We start from the raw sequence: 19,449 nt of genomic DNA on the forward strand, positions 1-19,449 counted from the left end.
AAATGGCAAAAGATTCACAAACACGCTTTGTTTCACCGAAAGCATGGGAACGTATCGAGCAGTGGTCCCGCCGCAAACCGGTTTTCGCTTTGATGGGTGAATTCAGCGCTGGCAAATCCACACTGATGAACTTTTTACTGCGAACGCAAACCTTGCCAACGCAGGTTACTGCAACCCAGTTACCACCGGTCTGGTTTAGCTGGGGCAGTGAAAAACCATATATCAAGCGGCATGACGGAAGCATTGAGCCAATCGAACTGGATCAGCTTGAGACTGTTGGCGTCAACGACGCGCAGTTCATTCGTATCTTCCTTGAGGCAGATATTCTGGAAGCCGTCGATCTGATCGACACCCCCGGCATCTCGGACCCCAAAATTTCGACAGATGTCTGGCAGCGCGCAGTCGGGCAGGCAAACGGCGTCATTTGGTGCACCCATGCGACGCAAGCCTGGCGCGAAACCGAACGTGCAACGTGGGTTTCGCTGCCGGACCGCTTGCAACACAACTCGCTGCTGTTGGTGACGCGGGCGGATGCACTAAACCTTAAAGACCGTCAAAAGGTTCTGCGACGCGTCAATCGCGAAGCCGGACATCTGTTCAACCGGTCCATTTTGTTTTCCGCCCGGGATGCGATCAATGCCCGTGACAAGACTGGCGACGCCGAAATGTGGTCGCGCAGCGGCGGCGGCAAGATGATCGACAGTTTTCTGGAAATCACAGAACAGATCATGGACAATCGCGCCGATCAGCTGGCGCGGTACCAGATCGACAAAAGCCAGTCCGGCGCATTCAAGGTTCAACCACTGCGCCCCGCCCGCAAACCAGACGACCGAGAGGCACTGGCGGACGGCATCGAAGCTACTCCTTTGCGGCTGGTCAATCCGCTGGAAAACGAACAGCAGCCAGAAGCCGACGATCATAATGTCGTAACAAGCTTCCCCATCCGGCCAGCCCGTGTAGAGCGACGCGTTGACGAAGGCGAACGGGTTCGGATCAACCCGGAAGACGCTGAACGGCTGCGGGCAGAAATGGTATCAGACACCGAGCAGATGTCTGAGGAAACCGACACCAGCGACGAGTTGCGTGCCTTCTTCAAGGACACCTCAAGCGATCCTCTTGAGTTGAAGAATGTCGCCGGTCTGGAAGAAGACGTGGACGAGTTCGACCTGTCCGGTGAATTCGGTGCTGCCGATAATGCTGACGACCTGCTGGGTGACGCTCCTGATGCTGAAACGGGCGACAAGTCCGTTGATGACGTGCTGACCTCGTTGAACACGACTCTGCGTGAAGCCGCGGCCGAAGCGGACGAAGTCGAAGTTTTCACGCCGGAAGTTGAATCGCGTGATGATCGGGGTATCGAAGTCTCGGTATCCTCCATTGCGGCTCTGATGGCCGCTCAGCCCGAGAACAACGCCGAGGATTACGAACCTGAGCCTGAGACAAACGGCTTGATAGAAGTCGTAGCCTCAGTCGAGGAAGACGCCCGCGATATCCGCCACGATGCGCACATCGATCTTCCAGAATCCGCAGCCGGGTCGCCGCTTAGCGCGTCGGATATGTGGCGGGAAATTACAAACAAGGAGGACCTGCCAAAAGACGCAGTCGGGCTTCAGAATGTATTCAAAGCCTTTCTTGCCGAATTTGACCAGATCGCAGTTGAATATAGTGCGAAACAGTCCAGACACGCCCCGCAAGCCATTCCAAAGACGAAAGAAAGCAGCAGTGCAGAATGGCATGTTTTGTAAGGACGCCTTAGTCAAAGCGCTGAGAAGAAGGACGATAAAGAGTTAAATGTCCATTCAGGATGCATTGAACACCGCGATTGAAACGATACCCGACTGCATTGCAGCCGGGTATATCGACATGGAGACCGGCATGCTTTTAGGCAGCAGTGTCTCTGATCCAGATTGCGCAGAATCGCTGGACACTTTGGCAATCGCAGTGGCCAATCTGTTTCAGGGGCGGGGTGTCGCTGCATTTGAAGCGCTCTTGCACGAGGCCGGAAACACTGATGAGGAAAACGCCGGGTTCGGGGAAATCGCGGTGTTTTCAAAAGACCGGTTGAACATCTTTTTGCGGACCAAGGAATATCCTGATCATGTGGTCTGCTATATCTGCCGCAACAGCACGAATGTAGGGCTGGCGCTCACGAAATCGCATCTCAGTCTCAAGCCGGTTGCGGCCGCAGTCTGAACGGGACCAGAGGGGGTCACGGTATGATGGACACAGACATTCTCGACATGCTCGAAGATATCGGGCGGTCTTCGGTTGCCCGCCTGTCTCCGACGGTGATTGTCCCCGGTGAAACTGCTGCAGCCCGTCGGGCGGCTGTATTGCGTTTCATTCGCGGAACAATATTGCCCAGGCGACTGGAACTGACCGCGGCAAATGGAAACTGCCTGAGAATCGAAGTGAACAGCTCTCGGATCACGGATGTGTTTCAGGTGCCGTCCGGGCAGATCCCTGATTTCGAAACGGAATCACGTACCGCGCTGGTCGATAAATTGGCCCAACTGGTTTCTGACATCTCAGCCGCACCTGCCCCATTGGAACTGATGTCAGGAAAGCCCGCCTCATCACTGGAGGTTGATGATGTTGGTATTACGCTGAGTGAGATCGAAAGCGCCTGCGCCGGAATTGAGCTCTCCTCTGAGCCCATCGTGTCTGTCGTTCCAGATGTTGAAAAACCTTCAGATGACAGCCCTGCCCCGTTAGCACGGTCGGGCAATTCGTTGGCGCAACAGTTTTTTGAAGGGGCCGAACGCTTTGCCACAGGTCGTGTCCTTGTGGACAATATGGAAAACACTGCGGTGGCTTGCGAAGGAACCTGCAAACCTTCCGAGGGAATGCACCCCAATCAAGAGATTTTGACACGTTTTGTTTCGGATCTTGCTGGTTGGAACAATGACACCCGGGGCGAATTCGAAGGCCCGCATCTGATCGTCATGCGGCCATCGGGTGGTAAGGGTGCGGGTATGGCAGTTCTGAGCGATAACGAGCAGATCGCTGTGGCCATCCACGATGCCCGCAAACTTGGGGCGGTAATCAATCTTTGGAAATCTTTGGAGGAGGCCGAGGAATGACCGCCCCCAAAGCATTCAAATTTTCGACTAATTCAATGCGTTGTTTTTTTGTAGTCAGGGTAAAGAGTAATGAGTGAAACACATCGCCGCGAGCTTATTCGCATCGCAGAAGACATGAATGGGACGAGCAATGATGAAACGCGTCAGTTCATATCGCGCATCATTGGTGATCTGGGGAAACTGAAACCGTCAGTTGCCTTCGTCGGGCAAATCAAAGCAGGAAAGTCGCGCTTGATCAACGGCTTCACCGGTCAGGCAGAATACCTGCCGTCGGACGTGAACCCCTGGACGACCGTGATCACCGACATGCATTTCGGGCACCCGAACGGTCGAACCGAAGGGGCCGAGTTCCATTTCTTCGACAACTACCAGTGGCAATCACTGATCGCTGAAGGCGAAGAATTGCGCAACATGTTCCCGGATGACGAGGACAGCTACAAGCGCGAGATGATCGAAGAGCAGGTCGAAGCCATGAAGACCCGGGCGCGTCGGCGACTGGGGGACAGTTATGAACAGCTGTTGGGTCAACACCACGATCTGGATCAACTGACATCCGATGATCTGGCGCGTTACGTGTGCGCCGGGGACGACCCTGCGGAAGATGGAACAATTGACCCCGGCAGTGATCGGGGACTTTACAGCGACATCACGCGCAAGGCCGAGGTCTATTTCGACATCGGACATTTCCCATTCCCTCTGACCGTCACTGATACGCCCGGAGTAAATGACCCCCTGCTGATCCGTGAGGAGATTTCGCGTCAGTATCTCAAGGAATCCGATTTCTTTGTGGTGGTTCTGTCAGCGCATCAGGCGTTGTCGCGTGCGGACCTGAAACTGTTCAGGCTGATGCAGGCATTGGAACTTGGACAGATCGTTGTCTTCATCAACCGAGTCGATGAGTTGGGCGGCGGGGCCGATGATGCGGCAAAGGTGCGTCTGGATGTTGTAGACGGGCTCGCAAAAGCGTTAGGCACGTCGAATATCGATGTACTGATGGGAAGCGCACAATGGGCGCATTATGCACTGACTGGCGATGAAACCGGTGTGAACCACGATCATATTCTGGCTTGGTTGCGGGCGCACCCGGAACAGATGCAACAGTACCTGAACGGCGTGGCCGAGATCAAACAAGGCCCGGGACCCATCAGCCGTGAGGCTGTACTACGGTTTGCCGCGATGATCGCGTCGGGCTTGCCCGACTTGCGCCGCCATGTCACTCAGGCGTTGGCGGACGGGCCGATAAACGAACAGCTGCGGATGGCGTGGCAGCATCTCGACAGCTTCGCGCGTGGCGATTTGGAGCGGTCACAGGTACATCTTCGTGCGCTGCAAGACGAAGGCAGCGCGGGGGCGCACAGCCCGGATGACAGCGACAAGACGCTTGGTGATCTGCGCAAACTGATTGCGGACAAATCGCAAGACATCGTCAAGGACATGGACGATGTTCTGTCAAACCTGCGTGGGGTCATGGATGACACAGTCTCTGAATCCGTCTTTGTTGTGGTGCGCGGACCTGAAGGACAATCCCCATTGCTTGCCAAAGGCGGCGCGACCGAATTGAATTTCACTCCTTTGCGCGAACAAATGCGCGAGTTGGTGCAGGGCGCGTCGCAAGTTGTGCGGCAACGCATGTTGAGCGAACTTTACGCGATCGACATGCAATGCAACGCCGCTTTGCGGGCACTGCCAGGTTGGCAGGAACCAGTCGACAATCGCATGAACACAAGTGCAGTGCGTTGGTTCCGCCCGGACACCACCGCCTTGACCCGTGGCATTACCGTTGAGCTGCGTGTAAACTGGTTGTCGCGTCTGATATCGCGCAACAGCGTTGTGGCGCGGGCCGAGCGCATGATCGTGCAGGAATTCGAACTGATTGGCGATGACCTGATCGACACAACGCGTGAGAACCTTCTGGAACGGTTGAAAACCGTTCTGGATCATTACTTGGCGCTGTTGGCAGGCCATCTTGAGCACCGCTCCGGAGCGGGTGAGTTGAATGCTCAGGCGGAAGCACAAGCTGCGTTTGAACGGGCGCGCCGTATTGCTGACGAGTTGGATAGTGTCTTTGGAACAAGCAACGTGGACGAACGACAAGCAGAGGCTGCGGAATGATTGAGTTTCCCGGAACCGAACAGGAAGTGCGCCAGCTGGAGCGTTTTCTGACAACGACAGAAAAGTTGTCGTCGGACCCGAATTTGGAAGATATGCGCGCACGGGCCCTGGCCCATGCCGAGCGCTTGTCCAACGCGGTCAACATCGGTTTCGCTGGAGAGTTCGGGGCGGGCAAGTCAAGCCTTGCGAACATGTTGGCAGGGGCGGATATCCTTCCAACCGGCCCGCAGCATCTTAAGCTGCCACTTGTCATCGTTGCCTACGCGGATACGCCAGAGACGACAGTCGGCTGGTGGAACAAGGAGCCCAAGACATATTCTGGCATAGCACTGGAGAAGGCCGCTTCGGATGAGCCTGACTTTATTTCGGTTGGATTGAACACCCCTGCCCTCAAAGAAATATCGCTGTTCGATCTTCCCGGCTCTGGCGCATTGGATGATACATACAAACAGACACTGGACCTGCTGAAATTCGTCGACTGTGCCATCTGGTGTACTAATGGCACTAGCGCATGGCGTGAAACAGAACGGCATTTGTGGGCGCAGGTGCCGCCCGAGCTACGAGCCAACAGCCTGCTGGCGGTCACGCATGCTGATTTGCCCCCGGTGCAGTCCGCTCTGGATCGGGTGTTAGCTCGATTGAACAAAGAAAAAGAAGGTCTGTTTCGCGCTGTGGTCCCAATTGGCACGCCCGTCGCGGTGCGCGCCATGGCACAAGAGCCGGAACCAGATTTCGATCTTTGGGAAAACTGTGGTGGCCAGGAACTTGCTGAAAAGGTCCTTGATGCGGCGTCTGACCGGCGGCGCAGTGACCTTAACGCTGCTCGGAAGGATCTGGAGCACGAGTTTCTGCCATTCCTGGAAACATTGAAAGGGCCAGAGCCGGAACCGACCGTAAGCGATACTGCCTCGATGCAGTCAACGTTGGAGTCTGCCCTTCCGCCACTGAACAACCCCATTCTTGAAGACTGGCTAGCTGCCATTGCAAGCATCTATGAAGATCTGCGTGACTCCGCTGATATTGAACCCGCTGCCTTTCTACAAAGCTGCCAAGAAATCGTCGAAGATTTCGCAGAGCGGTTGGACCAAGGTGGTGAAATTGATCCTGATGCTGATTGGATTCCGGCTGAGTTCGAAAAAGCGACTGACTTGTTGTTGTTGCTTCAGTTTGAAAGCGGGGATGCGCCTTTGAAAGACGCAATCAGCATACTTGTACAGCTTGGTGACAACCTTGCATGGGCTGGCAGTACCGTCGCCGCGGCGCAACCTAAAACCGGTACCTAGCCACTTTTCACAAGGATTGAAGCGCTGTAAAGCGATTCGAAGGGCCGAAGAATCGGCCCTTTATTGTTTCGAATTCGTAGACCAACAGACCTGTTTGGGGTCATCAGTTTTCGTTTTATCCACCCCATAGGTCAATATGTAGTATCAGCACGTAGTTGGTATACTATATAGGCCATATTCAAAAAAACGATCCTTAGTGAAGCCATCAGGCGGCCCCATTAAAGTCAAATTTGAAACGTCTAACCGTTCTTAAGTGTCCTGCGGTTGTTTTTGGTTGTGAGTTCGTGGGCTGCCGGCCCTGTTAGATAAAGCCGCAAAATGAGTAGAACGGGCGGATTGAAATGAGCCACAACCAGGCTGTCGGTGCAACGCACGACGAACCAAAGATTGAAGGACTGCAACCGGGCGCAAAGCTGTTGCGCGGACAGTATGAAATCCTCCAATACCTCAGCAATGGCGGATTTGGGATCACCTATCTAGCGCGCGACAGCCTGGAGCGTGACGTCGTGATCAAGGAATGTTTCCCCGGTGCGTTGTGCCGTCGCAACGGGGACCTGGTTGAGCCGAACGACCCGTCCTACAAGGATGATCTACGCGCCATTATCGACCTGTTTATTCAGGAAGCCCGCAATCATGCGCGTCTGGTGCATCCGAACATCGTCGACGTTCACCAGGTGTTCGAAGACAACGACACAGCTTACATCGCTATGGATCTGATCCGTGGTTGCGACCTGCTGGACTATGTTGAAAATCCGGAAAACGATGGTGGTCCTGACTTTATCGTACAGGTAACGGAAAAGATGCTGTCCGCGGTGTCGTTCATCCACCAAAGCGGGATGCTGCACCGTGACATTTCACCGGATAACATCCTGATTGACGAAAACGGAAACCCGGTCCTGATCGATTTCGGTGCCGCGCGTGAGCAAGCCGCAAACAAGTCGGCCGCATTGTTGACCCTGCGTGTCATAAAAGACGGGTATTCGCCGCACGAGTTTTACGTCCGAGGTGCCGAACAGGGACCCAGCAGCGATCTCTATGTTTTGGCGGCAACCCTATACCATGCGATCAGTGGTGAACGTCCGGTCGACGGCCAGAGTCGCCTGAATGCATTCAACAACGGGCAGGACGACCCTTATACCCCATTGGCAGATCGCTTTGACGGATATCCCGATGGATTCCTCGAAGCAATCGACAAGGCAATGGAAGTGCACGCAACGGACCGTTTGCAGACAGCCTTGGATTGGCTGCGCATGTTCCGCGGCCCTGGCGTGATGTTTGATACCTTCGCCTATCGCCCGGTTTCGGTGATCGTCGGCATGGATCGCAAGGACAAGGAAGAAGAAAAGGCGCGGATCAAGGCCGAAAGCGAAAATGCCGAAGCGGTTGTTACGGCTCTGCTCGCCGGGAACTCGGACATTGTTCGCGAAAACGAAAAAAAGAATGAACCCGAGATGGCCAAGATTTCCGCAAAAGCGGAAACACCGGTCGCAGTTGATACCGTAGTTCAGAGCGGATCCGGTGGCAGCGGCAAGATGATAGCTGGTGCAGCAGTGCTTGTGGCAGCATTGGCCGCAGGCGGTTTCTTTGTGATGTCCGGCGACAAAGGTGAAGAACAAGCTGAGGTTACGACGACGCTGCCTGAAGCAACCACTCAAACTGCTGAAGCAGAACCGCCCGCGGTGGAAGAGCCCGCGGCCGAAACACCTGAACCCGACGTCGCGGTCGCTTCAGAGCAACAACCTGAACCAGAAGTGCCTGTCGAGCAGGCGCAAGTTGAACCTGCGGAACCAACCACCACAGAAGTAGCGTCCGAAACTACCGAGACGGTCGGTGCCCAAGAACAACCAGCAGAACAAGAGATTGCAGCCGCTGTGGCCGAACCTAAAACCGATGCCGCTTCCGGTACTCCCGCAGAACAACAGATATCGTTCCACCATTGGGATGTTGAAATCCCCTTCCAGACATCCCGCCGCCGCACCGCAACAGGTGCAACTATAGCGGTTACCGGTGTGGACGCCGATCAGGACATGAGCATTGTCGGCGAGTGGGTGGAACCCGGAGTTGTGATCTTTACGCTGAACGGCAACCAGGTTCGTGAAGACATGTCTTTCGCTGCGCAGGTCCTAGACAAGCTAAGCGTCGATCCAGACGGCTATACTCGCGTTGCAGCACGCTATCGTCCGCTTGGAAAGACCCGTGCACAGAATGGCCTGCTAGCACTGCCTGCGCTGCGCTCGATCGGATTGGAGAACGGTTATTCGTTCACTGTCAGCGGCTCGGGAAGTGACGGATGGCAGACAGAAGTTAGCTCCGTCCCGGCAGAGCCAACGGGCCAACTGCGAAAAGGTGATGTTCTGTTAAGCGAAAGCCAGACTGACATGACATTGAATGGGCCCGAAAGCCTTGATGACATGCTGGCTACGCTGGTTTCCGACAGCCAGCCAGAAGCAAAGCTAACCGTGCTCCGTAACGGTGCCGAAGTAGCCGCGATCATGCAGTTAGCGCAGGAGTGATCTGACCGGTTCATTTTTGATCTGCCAGTGTGAGTTTACTGAGGGTGGCGTTCAGTTTGCCGCCCGGTGGGGTCCGGCCCACCGCAGAGAGTACCAGTTTCCATGTTTTTCGTTGAGTGTCTCTGCGTTGTTTCACGCGGAGGTAGGTAGCAGCCCAATGGCACGAAAGGTCCGTGCCAACAATTCGAAGGTGTCGACACCATGTTCAAATACAAAAGCCCTCTGAGCCGGCTTCTCGAAGGTGCCGGCAAAACCAAAGAAGACGATGTTGCAGACAACGCTCATGCAGCGGACAGCGCGGCACCTGAAACCGAAAAGCAGGAGCCTATCGCGGACTTCAACGCGCTGCGCGCCGCACTGGCCGGTGGAAACATGACGTCTGAATCCTACGAGGAAACAGACGAGCTTATCCCTGAAGAGAAAATGCCGGAATTCGACGAAGTTGCGGCGGAAAACACGGAAGAACCGGTTGAAGAATCCATCTTTGTTGAAGATGCGATTGGCGAGGACGACCAAGATACCAAAAACCTGATGGCCGACCCCGATGATGACGAGAATATCTCGGACGATCAAATCATCACTTTGCATGTAGCCGACGAGCTTGCAGAAACACCGGATGAAGTTAAGCCGCCTCTGGATGCAGCTGAAATGAGTGCGCCAGAGAAGGTGGAAGCTGAAGATGCGACCCCGCCCATGCAGGAACCAACAATGGTGGACGAGGTCGCTGTGCAGGCTCAGCCCACGCCTGCCGCCCCGGTCGAAGACCGTCGTTCACGGGTCAAAACAACGTTCTTGGGGTTTGAGCGTGCGGATACGCATGTTCAGGAATTGATTGAAACATCAGAACCCGTCTCAAAAACAGAAACCGCTCAGGAAACATTCCCGGTTGGCTGGCTCGTAGTGACGGCAGGTCCCGGACGGGGCGCCAGCATCACCCTGACCGAAGGTCTGATGCAAATCGGTCGAAACGATGACCAGGCGATCCAACTGGATTTCGGCGACACAGGCATTTCACGTTCCAACCACGCCGTTATTGCTTACGACCCCGAAGATAGAAAATGCTATCTGGGACATGGCGGTAAGGCCAACCTTGTTCGGCTGAATGGTAAACCCGTTCTGAGCACAATCGCGCTCTCCAGCGGAGATCTAATCCGCATCAGTGAAACCTCAATCCGATTTATGGCCTTCTGCGATGAAGGTTTTGATTGGCGGGATTCCTGATAGATGCTGGCTACTCCGGCATATGATGTTGCGCTGATCCTGAACCAGGGTCAGCGGGAAACGCAGGAAGACGCGATTGCTGCGCGCATGTTCGACGCATCGGACGCGGGCTATATCGCGATTGCTGACGGTATGGGTGGCCACGAAGCGGGCGAAGTGGCTTCGGAAATGGTGATTGCCGCTTGGCGGAACGCGCTGGATACCGAGCTAGAAGCCGATACCTTGAATGAAGGCGCCGCAATTGACGCGCTGCCCTTGGCTGCCATGCAAGCCAATGCAGCGATTTCTGACCATAACGAGGCACAGGGCCAGGGTTTCAACATGGGCTCCACCTTGTTGGGTGTCCTCTTTCTGGGTCAGCGTGTGTTCAGGATTTCAATCGGAGACAGCCCCCTTTACCTGTTCCGCGAAGGCAAGTTGACACAGGTGAACGAAGACCACTCGATGGCCCCCGTGATCGACGCAAAACTGGCCGCTGGCGAGCTTTCGGAAGCTGAAGCACAGGAACTGGACAGGAACCAACTGACGTCGGTAATCATGGGGGGCGCTATTCCAAAAGTGGATTGCCCTGAAGAACCGCTGATCGTGTCTCCGGCTGATATTCTGATCCTTGGCAGTGACGGGCTGCAATATCTCAGCGACGCTGAGATTCAGGATGTTCTGCGCCTGCATCAGCAGGATCTAGCACAGGAAATCGCCGAAGCCTTGCAACTGGCTGTGCAGGCCAAGGGCGATCCCGATCAGGACAATCTGTCGATCGCCGTCGCCAAACTTACGAGAAATTAAACAGGCAAAGCAACAGGACCCATGAGAAAACATATAATCATATCAAGCCTTGCCCTCGCCGCCGCCACAAGCGCGGTGTCGGCGCAAGAGGCATGTTCAACCTACGAGATTCAGCGCGGCGACAGCCTGCGGGAATTGGCAATCCAAGTTTACGCGACCGAAGATTATCGGCCAATCTACGATGCGAACAGGGATGTTATCGGCACAAATCCCAATATCATTCGTGTCGGCGATGTTTTGAAATTGCCTTGCCTGGAAGATGTCGGGCGCGCACCCGAGTTGCCCGACACCGAAGCAGGACGCCTCGCGGCTGAAATGGCCTCAGAACTGGTAAAAGCGGCAGAAGAACGCGCGGAGAAAGCCGTGGCCGAAGCGGAAGCCCGTGTCGCGGCGGCAGAAGCTGAGGCAAAAAAGGCAAGTGAAGATGCAGTCGTCGCTGCACGGGCCGCTGCCAAAGAAGAGATCGAGGCAGCCCGCTCGGAAGCCGCCGCACTGATCAGAAATGCTAACGCTGAAACGCGCCCGGAAATTCGTGATCGTCAGTTGCTGTTGATTACCGGCGGGAACTACGCTCCGTTTACGGACGAAGCGTTGCCCAACCGGGGGCTTTACACGCATCTGGTTGAGACAGCGATGCTGCGGGCCGCACCGGAACAAGCGTACAAAATTCAGTTCGTGAACGATTGGTCGTCGCATCTGGATCTATTGATGCCAACACTTGCATTTGACGGCACCTTCCCCTGGTCACGCCCAAATTGCGAAGATGCAGCAGCGTTGTCTGAAAGTGACCGTAATCGTTGTGAAACATACGATTTCTCGAACCCGTTCTATGAAGTCGTGGATACATTCTTTGCACGCGATGGATCGGGGTACGAGCAGACGCTGACCTATGCCGACTTTGCCGGGACAACAATTTGCCGCCCGGAAGGTTGGTCGCTTTCACATATGGACGCGGTAAGTCTTTACGAACCCGTCATCAAGTTGATGCGGCCAACATCGCCCGACGAGTGCTTTCATGCTGTGATGGACGGAACCGCTGACATCGTGGCAATCGAAGCGCATCTGGCAGAGGAAGCCATCGCACGGCTTGGCTACAAACACCGGATTATCGAAAACCCCAACCTGGCGGCGATCAAGTCGCTAAACGTCATGACCCATAAAGATAATCCTGATGGGGAAGCGATCTTAGAGACGCTGAATCAGGGTCTGGCAATCATGCAGCAGTCGGGCGAATGGCGCGATATCGTGTCGACCGCACTGCGTCATCAAATGGAAAATGGATAAGGCCCCCGTCTGGCCTGACAATTTAAAGTCTGGAGGAAGTGGACATGTTTAACGAGAATATTAAGAAAGCAGTGCTGTCGGCAACCGCCATCACAGCTCTGAGCGCAGGCGCCGCCGCTGCACAGGAAGCGTGCACGAACTATACTGTGCAAGACGGTGACACATTGGCAACCATCGCGATCGCCGCCTATGGCACCTCGAACTACCAGCCGATCTTCAACGCGAACAGGAATGCAATCACCAACCCGGGGTCTCTCAACCCTGGTTTGGTGCTGGCCCTGCCCTGTGAAGACGGCAGCCTGCCGAACGGTCAGAGCGCACAGGAAATCATCGCTGCTGAAGAACAGCGTGCGGCCAGCGTAAAGCGGTCGAATGTCTATGCGCCGCCGATTAAAATGGTGGCAGGTAACGGCTGGGAACCGTTCACAACCGAAACACTCAGTGGCGGGGGCATTATGACCCGTCTGGCAACGACCAGCCTTCAGCGGGCTGGAAACAGCCGCGAGTACTCCGTCAGCTTTGTCGACGACTGGAGTTCACATCTGGATACACTGTTGCCGCTTGGCGCGTTTGATATTTCAATTGCATGGACTGTTCCGGATTGTACTAACCGTACATACGAATGGTCTCCAGAAACCGAAGCTCGCTGCAGTCAATTCGTAGCTTCCGTTCCGGTTTATGATATCGTCGGTGGCTTCTTCACACTGCCGGAAAGCGAATACGCAAGCGCGACAAGCTTCAAGGACCTGGAAGGCTCGACCATTTGCCGTATGGCAGGCTGGAGCATGGTTGTCTTGGAAGAACAAGGACTGAACCGCGAGAACACGACTGTGGTTCAGCCCAATTCGGCCCGTGATTGTCTTGACGCCGTATTGACCGGGACTGCAGATGTTGCGGCATTCGAAGTTGATCTGTTCGCATCAACAATGAAAGACATGGGTTTGACATCGGCTGACATTGTTGAGAACCCCTATGTGTCTACATTGTCGTCGATGAGCTTCCTTGCACATCGTACTAACCCATTCGCGCGCGAGTACATCGCAATGATGAACAAAGGTCTGATCGAAATGCGTCAATCCGGTGAATGGTACGCGATTATCTCGGATACACTGCGTGAGCAAAATGAAAAGCTGAACTCAGCATCGAACTGATCCCTCTGTTCAGCTGAAACTTTGGGGCCGGTTCCTGAACCGGCCCCTTTTTGCTGAATTATCGGTGCGTTTCAGCCGGATGCCAAATTTCAGCCATTTATCTGCTTCAGAACTGCCTCATACGCGCAGCATTTTGGGAATGAAGTGCAATCATCCTTCAAGTGACAGATCTCAGCGAGCATGAGTAACAAATGATACAGGGTGCCTTGAATATCCGAAGTGGAGCTCTGACGCGGGCGTCGTGGCAGGGCTTGGAGATTGCCGTTATCTTGCCGTGTTACAATGAAGCAATTGCCATTGGTGAAACAGTCAAGCAGTTCCGCGCCGCCCTGCCAGAAGCCGTAATCTATGTATTCGACAACAATTCCACGGACGGCTCAGCCAGAGTGGCGCAAGAAGCTGGCGCGCGGGTCTATTCTGAAACATATCAGGGTAAAGGTAACGTTGTCCGCAGGATGTTTGCCGACGTGGATGCGGATGTCTACGTTATGGCAGACGGGGATGCGACCTATGACAGTATGGCAGCACCTGAATTGATAAATCTGCTGGTCTCTCGAAATCTTGATATGGTCAACGGCGCGCGGGTAAACGACGACATTCAAGCCTATCGGCGGGGCCATAAACTTGGAAACGCCTTGTTCAGCGGGCTGGTGAAATTCTTCTTTAAAAGCAAAATCAACGACTTGCTCTCCGGCTATCGTGTTTTCAGCAGACGCTTTGTCAAAAGTTTTCCAGCGGTTTCCAACGGTTTCGAAATTGAAACTGAACTTACGGTACACGCGATGCAGATGCGCATGCCAATTGGAGAAATTGAGACCAAATACGTCGCACGGCTTCCGGATTCGAATTCCAAGCTAGCCACCTATTCCGATGGGTGGCGAATTCTCAAGATGATTGGCCTTCTGATCAAGGACGAAAAACCAATCGCTTTCTTCCTCTCTTTGGCCTTGTTGATTTTCTTACCGTCGCTTTTCGTTTTCGTATCGGTTTTCCGAGAGTTTCTGGAAACGGGGTTGGTTGACCGAGTTCCATCTTTGGTTGTCGCAGTATCCGGTTTTGTTGGAACCATGCTGTCGATCGTGTGCGCGCTTATCCTGGAATCCCTGGCGCTCGCCCGGCGTGAGGCGCGTCGCCTTTCTTATCTGCGGCATAAAGGTGTTGCGGTTAGCGGAGCGAACAGAATACAAGCGCCGATTGCCAGCCCAGAACCCCGGCGTGTTGGCTAAAACCCTGTCTCCAGTATTTTTGTAAGCACTCGATTTCGTGTTCAACCATGGTTGAACTGCTGAGCTGTCCAGAAAATCCTGAGAACCAAAATGAAATGACCAGCACCCCAAATGCTGGTCATTCTCTGAGTGAGTGATAAGGCCCTAAGGCATCACCAGTGAAATTCTCTGTTATCCAAGGTTTAAAGCAGTCAGCGCTGTCCTGCTATTAGGGGAATCCCGTAAGTACAAACAAATTTTTTATAAAGCATTGTAGATGCAAAAAACTTTTGCCGACCCTACTTTCCGTCACAGTGTCTGCGATACAAAAAGGGACCGCACAACTGTGCCGGTCCCTTTCCATGTTTTGAACAGGCGAGGGATCACCTTTTTTGCCGTTAGCGATTAGCCGATGATTGTGTTCAACGTTGTGCTGGGCCGCATAACCGCTGCCGTTTTGGCTGGGTCGGTGTGATAGTAACCTCCCAAATCCGCAGCTTTACCTTGCGCTGCGGCCAACTCGGACAGGATTTGCGCTTCATTGGCGGCCAGATCCTTGGCCAATGATTCAAACTCGGCAGCCAGTTCCGCATCTTCGGACTGGGCGGCCAAAGCCTCAGCCCAGTAGCGTGCAAACCAATAGTGGCTGTCGCGGTTATCCGGCTGACCAACTTTGCGGCTGGGTGAGCGGTTGTTGTCCAAAATACCCTGCGTCGCTGCTTCGGCCGCCGCACCCAGAATGCCCGCTTTCTCGTTGCCTTTGCTGTCAGCAAGGAAGTTCAGCGATTCACCCAACGCACAGAACTCACCCATCGAGTCCCAGCGCAGGTGATTTTCTTCGACCAACTGCTGCACATGTTTGGGCGCCGAGCCACCGGCACCGGTTTCGAACAGTCCGCCACCGTTCATCAGTTTAACGATGGAGAGCATCTTGGCCGAAGTACCAAGCTCCAGGATCGGGAACAGGTCAGTCAGATAGTCCCGCAGCACGTTGCCTGTGATGGCAATCGAGTCGTTACCAGCGGTGATCGTCTCCAACGACTGACGGGTCGCTTCACGCGGGGCCATGATCAGGAACTTGTCGGCCACGCCAGCAGCCTCAAGCGCCGGTTTGACATATTTGATAAGCTCCGCGTCATGGGCCCGGTTTGCGTCCAACCAGAATATCGCCTCGGAGCCGGTCAGACGCTGACGGTCCATGGCCAGCTGAATCCAGTTCTCGATCGGCGCTTTTTTGACAGTGCAGGCGCGCCAGATATCGCCGGCCTCGACACTGTGGCTGTGCAACGTTTCGCCATTGGCCAGAACGATGCGGATCGTACCATCGGCCGGCGCCTCGAAAGTTGTCGGGTGCGAACCGTATTCCTCGGCTTTCTGAGCCATCAGGCCCACATTCGCCACGGCTCCGGCCGTGGACGGGTTCAACGCGCCGTTGGCCTTGAAGAACTTGATGGCCTCATCATAGACGGTCGCGTAGCACCGATCTGGGATCACACAGTTGGTGTCACCTTTGGCACCCGTCTGGTCCCAGCCCTTGCCCCCGGCACGGATCACTGCAGGCATTGAGGCATCAATGATTACATCCGATGGGACATGCAGGTTCGTGATCCCGCGGTCCGAATCCACCATATACATGGACGGCCGGTCCGCCTTGAGCGCGTCGATGGCAGCCATGATGTCGGCGTGACCCTGTACGCGCTCCAGCAATGCACCCAGGCCTGAATTTGGGTTCACACCCAACGCATCCAGTTCCGCGCCGAATTTTTCAAACACGGGGGCCAGCCACGCTTTGACCGCATAGCCAAAGATGATCGGGTCTGAAACCTTCATCATCGTGGCTTTCATATGCAGCGAGAACATGGTCCCGTCTTTTTTGGTATCCTCAATGGCATCTGCAAGGAACGCAGACAGTGCCTTGACCGACATGAAAGTCGCGTCGGCTATGGTTCCTTCTTCCAGCGACCAGCCGTCTTTCAGAACGGTGACGTCACCATCCTTGCCCACAAATTCAATTTTAGCATCGCCTGCTTGTGCTGCGGTAATGGTGGCCGAAATCTCGTTTGCATAGAAATCATTGGCCGGCATGGACGACACTTTGGTCTTGCTGTCCGACGCCCAATCGCCCATCGAATGCGGGTTGTTCTGAGCATAGTTTTTCACGGCACGCGCCGCACGGCGGTCACTGTTCCCTTCACGCAGAACCGGGTTAACAGCGGAACCTTTGATCGCGTCATAACGGGCGCGGATCGCCTTTTCCTCATCCGTTGCAGGCTCTGCCGGGTAAGTCGGAATGTCGTAACCCTGCGATTGCAGTTCTTCGATGGCCGCAACCAACTGAGGAACCGAGGCAGAGATATTTGGCAGCTTGATGACATTGGCATCAGGTGTCTTCACCAACTCGCCCAAATCAGCCAGATCGTCACTTACACGCTGATCGTCGGTAAGGTTCTCGGGGAATGCTGCCAAAATGCGTCCCGCAAGGGAAATATCTTTGGTGCCAACGCGAACGCCCGCAGCAGATGCGAACTTGCGAATGATGGGCAGGAACGAGGCGCTGGCCAGTTCTGGCGCTTCGTCTACAATGGTATACAATATGTCGAAGTTCGATTTATCTGCCATATTCTTTTACCTTTTTTAAGCCTTTCGGGGCGTGCGATCCAAGAGTTGCAACCACAATTGCGTGGCGTGAGAGGGGCTAAACCACGATACAGCCCCTGGGTGACTCTGTTTTGACAGGGCTTCCCTTAAATCACGTTTGACTTGGAATCAATCGCATCTGCCCGCGCGTTTTGCCACGGGTCAGATAAAGTGTCGTGCAACTCTTGGGACGGGTAAGACTGCCCGTGGGCTGGAAGGTCGTGACTAACGATACCGTTGCCCGGTCTCTGGATCAAAAAACATCACACGATCTGGCTGTATGGCGATGCCGATCCGATCCCCGGTTCTGCTTCGTTGATCGTCCCGTTCCTCAACGATCAGCTTATCACCATTTGGCGTCCGTAAATAGGAATAGGACACGCCGCCCAAGGCTTCGGTCAGGTCCACGGTGCAGGCATCAGCCGAACGGTCAATCTGAATATGTTCGGGCCGCATGCCCAATATCACCTTGGTCCGACCAGAGGGTATAGCCGCAGAAACGGGCAACGGCTTGCTAAGTGCGGGATGGGAGACTAGGCCGTCCTCATAATCACATTCCAGAAAGTTCATTGCAGGCGAACCGATGAAACCTGCGACAAACCGGTTGTCGGGATCGCGGTACAAATCCATCGGAGCGCCAACCTGTTCAACACGTCCATCCCGCAGCACGACGATCTTGTCGGCCATGGTCATGGCTTCGACCTGATCATGGGTCACGTAAATCATGGTCGCGCCGATTTCCTGATGAAGGCGCGCGATCTCGACACGCATTTCCACGCGCAACTCGGCGTCCAGATTGGACAAAGGTTCGTCAAACAGGAAAACGTCGGGGCCACGAACGATGGCACGGCCAATCGCAACCCGCTGCCGCTGACCGCCCGACAGGGCCTTGGGTTTGCGTTTGAGGTACTGGTCAAGTTTCAGAATGTTCGAGGCTTCCTGCACTTTTCTGGTGATCTCTGCCTTTGCGACGCCGTTCATGCGCAGCCCAAAGCCCATGTTTTCTGCCACGGTCATATGTGGATAAAGCGCATAGGTCTGGAACACCATCGCCACGCCGCGCTTAGCCGGGTCCATGTGGGTTACGTCCCGCGCCCCTATGTGGATCTCGCCTTCCGACGTTTCTTCAAGACCCGCGATCATCCGTAACAATGTGGATTTGCCACATCCCGAAGGGCCAACGAAAACACAGAATTCACCATCTTCGATCTGCAAGTCGATGCCGTGAATGACTTGCGTCTGGCCGTACCGCTTGATTGCCTGGTTCAGAGTTACACCTGTCATGTCGCTTGCTTCCTGTCATTGCCGAGGTCTGGTCGCGTTTCAGGGAAACGCCAAGCCTGTGCCTCGGTGCTGATTTGTTCAGCCACCCGCCGCACACGAGGCACCCATGCCTCGAGTTGTTCAAAATCCATTCGTTGGGTCGAGCCGGTTACCGAGATTGCGCCTAGGACCCGACCGCTTGTTGTCAGAATGGGGCAGGCAACGCAGATAATTCCGGGTTCATGTTCTTCGTCATCAACGGCAAAACCCTTGCTGCGAATTCGATCAAGATCGGTGCGCAGATCATTGTCCGACGTCAGGGTCTTGTCGGTAAAGCGGTGAAAACTCTGCTGCGAAATTGCCCGGTTAAGGTCTCCCTCATCCAGAAATGCAAGCATCGCCTTGCCGACGCCCGTGCAGTAGGCCGGGCCCACCTTACCCGCCTGAGAATACATCTCGATCGGTTGCGCTGCGTTGCGTTTATCAACGTATAGAACCTGACCTGCATCGAGCTGCGCCAAATGCACGGTCTCGCCGGTTTCCTGGCTTAGAATATCGAGAAACGGACGTGCGATAGGGGCCAGTGAGCTTTGGGTCCAAGCTGCATGCGCAAGCCTTACCAAACGCATACCCGGAGCGTAGGTTTGGCGCTCGGGGTCGTAACATAGCATTCCCTGATTGGTTAATGATTGCAAAAACCGATACAGTGTTGCTTTCGGGAAATCGCTGTCGTCCAGCAATTCCGAAAATCGCACAGGGCGCTGAAATGCGGCGACCTGATCCAGCACGTCACATGCTTTGCCAATAGTTCCGTCACCTGACACGAGCGTCCGTTCTCCTCCGCTTGCCCATCGCAGTTCGCACGAGGGTCTTGACAAGACTAACCGAGTCGATGTGTAGTTTTCAATATA

14 protein-coding genes are annotated in these 19,449 nt (G+C 54.7%); 11 read left to right on the top strand and 3 right to left on the bottom strand.

Going from position 1 to position 19,449, the window contains the following annotated elements; genetic code table 11:
- The first annotated feature begins 2 nt into the window (after positions 1–2).
- The 11 genes from ACR0AP_RS12505 to ACR0AP_RS12555 all read left to right on the top strand — a co-directional run bounded on the left by ACR0AP_RS12505 (position 3) and on the right by ACR0AP_RS12555 (position 14,659).
- Positions 3–1,745 (top strand): dynamin family protein, encoded by a 1,743-nt coding sequence (locus ACR0AP_RS12505; RefSeq protein WP_480506990.1) that lies wholly within the window; start codon positions 3–5, stop codon positions 1,743–1,745.
- 46 nt (positions 1,746–1,791) lie between these two features.
- Positions 1,792–2,193 (top strand): hypothetical protein, encoded by a 402-nt coding sequence (locus tag ACR0AP_RS12510; RefSeq protein WP_480506991.1) that lies wholly within the window; start codon positions 1,792–1,794, stop codon positions 2,191–2,193.
- 23 nt (positions 2,194–2,216) lie between these two features.
- Positions 2,217–3,083, top strand: coding sequence for a hypothetical protein (locus ACR0AP_RS12515; protein WP_480506992.1), 867 nt, complete (start codon positions 2,217–2,219; stop codon positions 3,081–3,083).
- Positions 3,084–3,152: 69 nt separating this feature from the next.
- Positions 3,153–5,195, top strand: coding sequence for a dynamin family protein (locus ACR0AP_RS12520; protein ID WP_480506993.1), 2,043 nt, complete (start codon positions 3,153–3,155; stop codon positions 5,193–5,195).
- Positions 5,192–6,478: a dynamin family protein gene (locus ACR0AP_RS12525; RefSeq protein ID WP_480506994.1), complete on the top strand. Its 1,287-nt coding sequence runs from the start codon at positions 5,192–5,194 to the stop codon at positions 6,476–6,478. The genes ACR0AP_RS12520 and ACR0AP_RS12525 overlap by 4 nt, the downstream gene beginning before the upstream one ends.
- Positions 6,479–6,819: 341 nt before the next feature.
- Positions 6,820–8,991, top strand: coding sequence for a serine/threonine-protein kinase (locus ACR0AP_RS12530; RefSeq protein WP_480506995.1), 2,172 nt, complete (start codon positions 6,820–6,822; stop codon positions 8,989–8,991).
- 201 nt (positions 8,992–9,192) lie between these two features.
- Positions 9,193–10,212: an FHA domain-containing protein gene (locus ACR0AP_RS12535; RefSeq protein WP_480506996.1), complete on the top strand. Its 1,020-nt coding sequence runs from the start codon at positions 9,193–9,195 to the stop codon at positions 10,210–10,212.
- A gap of 3 nt (positions 10,213–10,215) precedes the next feature.
- Positions 10,216–10,998, top strand: a complete 783-nt coding sequence (locus tag ACR0AP_RS12540) for a PP2C family protein-serine/threonine phosphatase (protein ID WP_480506997.1) — start codon at positions 10,216–10,218, stop codon at positions 10,996–10,998.
- 21 nt (positions 10,999–11,019) lie between these two features.
- Complete coding sequence (locus ACR0AP_RS12545) at positions 11,020–12,282, top strand: type 2 periplasmic-binding domain-containing protein (RefSeq protein ID WP_480506998.1); 1,263 nt, start codon at positions 11,020–11,022, stop codon at positions 12,280–12,282.
- A 44-nt stretch (positions 12,283–12,326) separates the two neighbouring features.
- Complete coding sequence (locus ACR0AP_RS12550) at positions 12,327–13,433, top strand: transporter substrate-binding domain-containing protein (protein WP_209507596.1); 1,107 nt, start codon at positions 12,327–12,329, stop codon at positions 13,431–13,433.
- A 191-nt stretch (positions 13,434–13,624) separates the two neighbouring features.
- Positions 13,625–14,659, top strand: coding sequence for a glycosyltransferase family 2 protein (locus tag ACR0AP_RS12555; RefSeq protein WP_480506999.1), 1,035 nt, complete (start codon positions 13,625–13,627; stop codon positions 14,657–14,659).
- 384 nt (positions 14,660–15,043) lie between these two features.
- Here ACR0AP_RS12555 and ACR0AP_RS12560 read toward each other — a convergent pair whose 3' ends face one another.
- From ACR0AP_RS12560 to ACR0AP_RS12570, 3 genes are all read right to left on the bottom strand, one after another.
- On the bottom strand, positions 15,044–17,257 hold the full coding sequence (locus ACR0AP_RS12560; protein WP_480507000.1) for an NADP-dependent isocitrate dehydrogenase: 2,214 nt from the start codon (positions 17,255–17,257) through the stop codon (positions 15,044–15,046).
- 243 nt (positions 17,258–17,500) lie between these two features.
- Positions 17,501–18,559, bottom strand: a complete 1,059-nt coding sequence (locus ACR0AP_RS12565; RefSeq protein WP_480507001.1) for an ABC transporter ATP-binding protein — start codon at positions 18,557–18,559, stop codon at positions 17,501–17,503.
- A complete protein-coding gene (locus ACR0AP_RS12570) occupies positions 18,556–19,362 on the bottom strand; it encodes an IclR family transcriptional regulator (RefSeq protein WP_480507002.1) in 807 nt (268 codons plus the stop codon). Before ACR0AP_RS12570 ends, ACR0AP_RS12565 begins: the two co-directional genes overlap by 4 nt.
- Positions 19,363–19,449: the final 87 nt, after the last annotated feature.

It is taken from the genome of Ruegeria sp. AF7 (assembly GCF_056541885.1).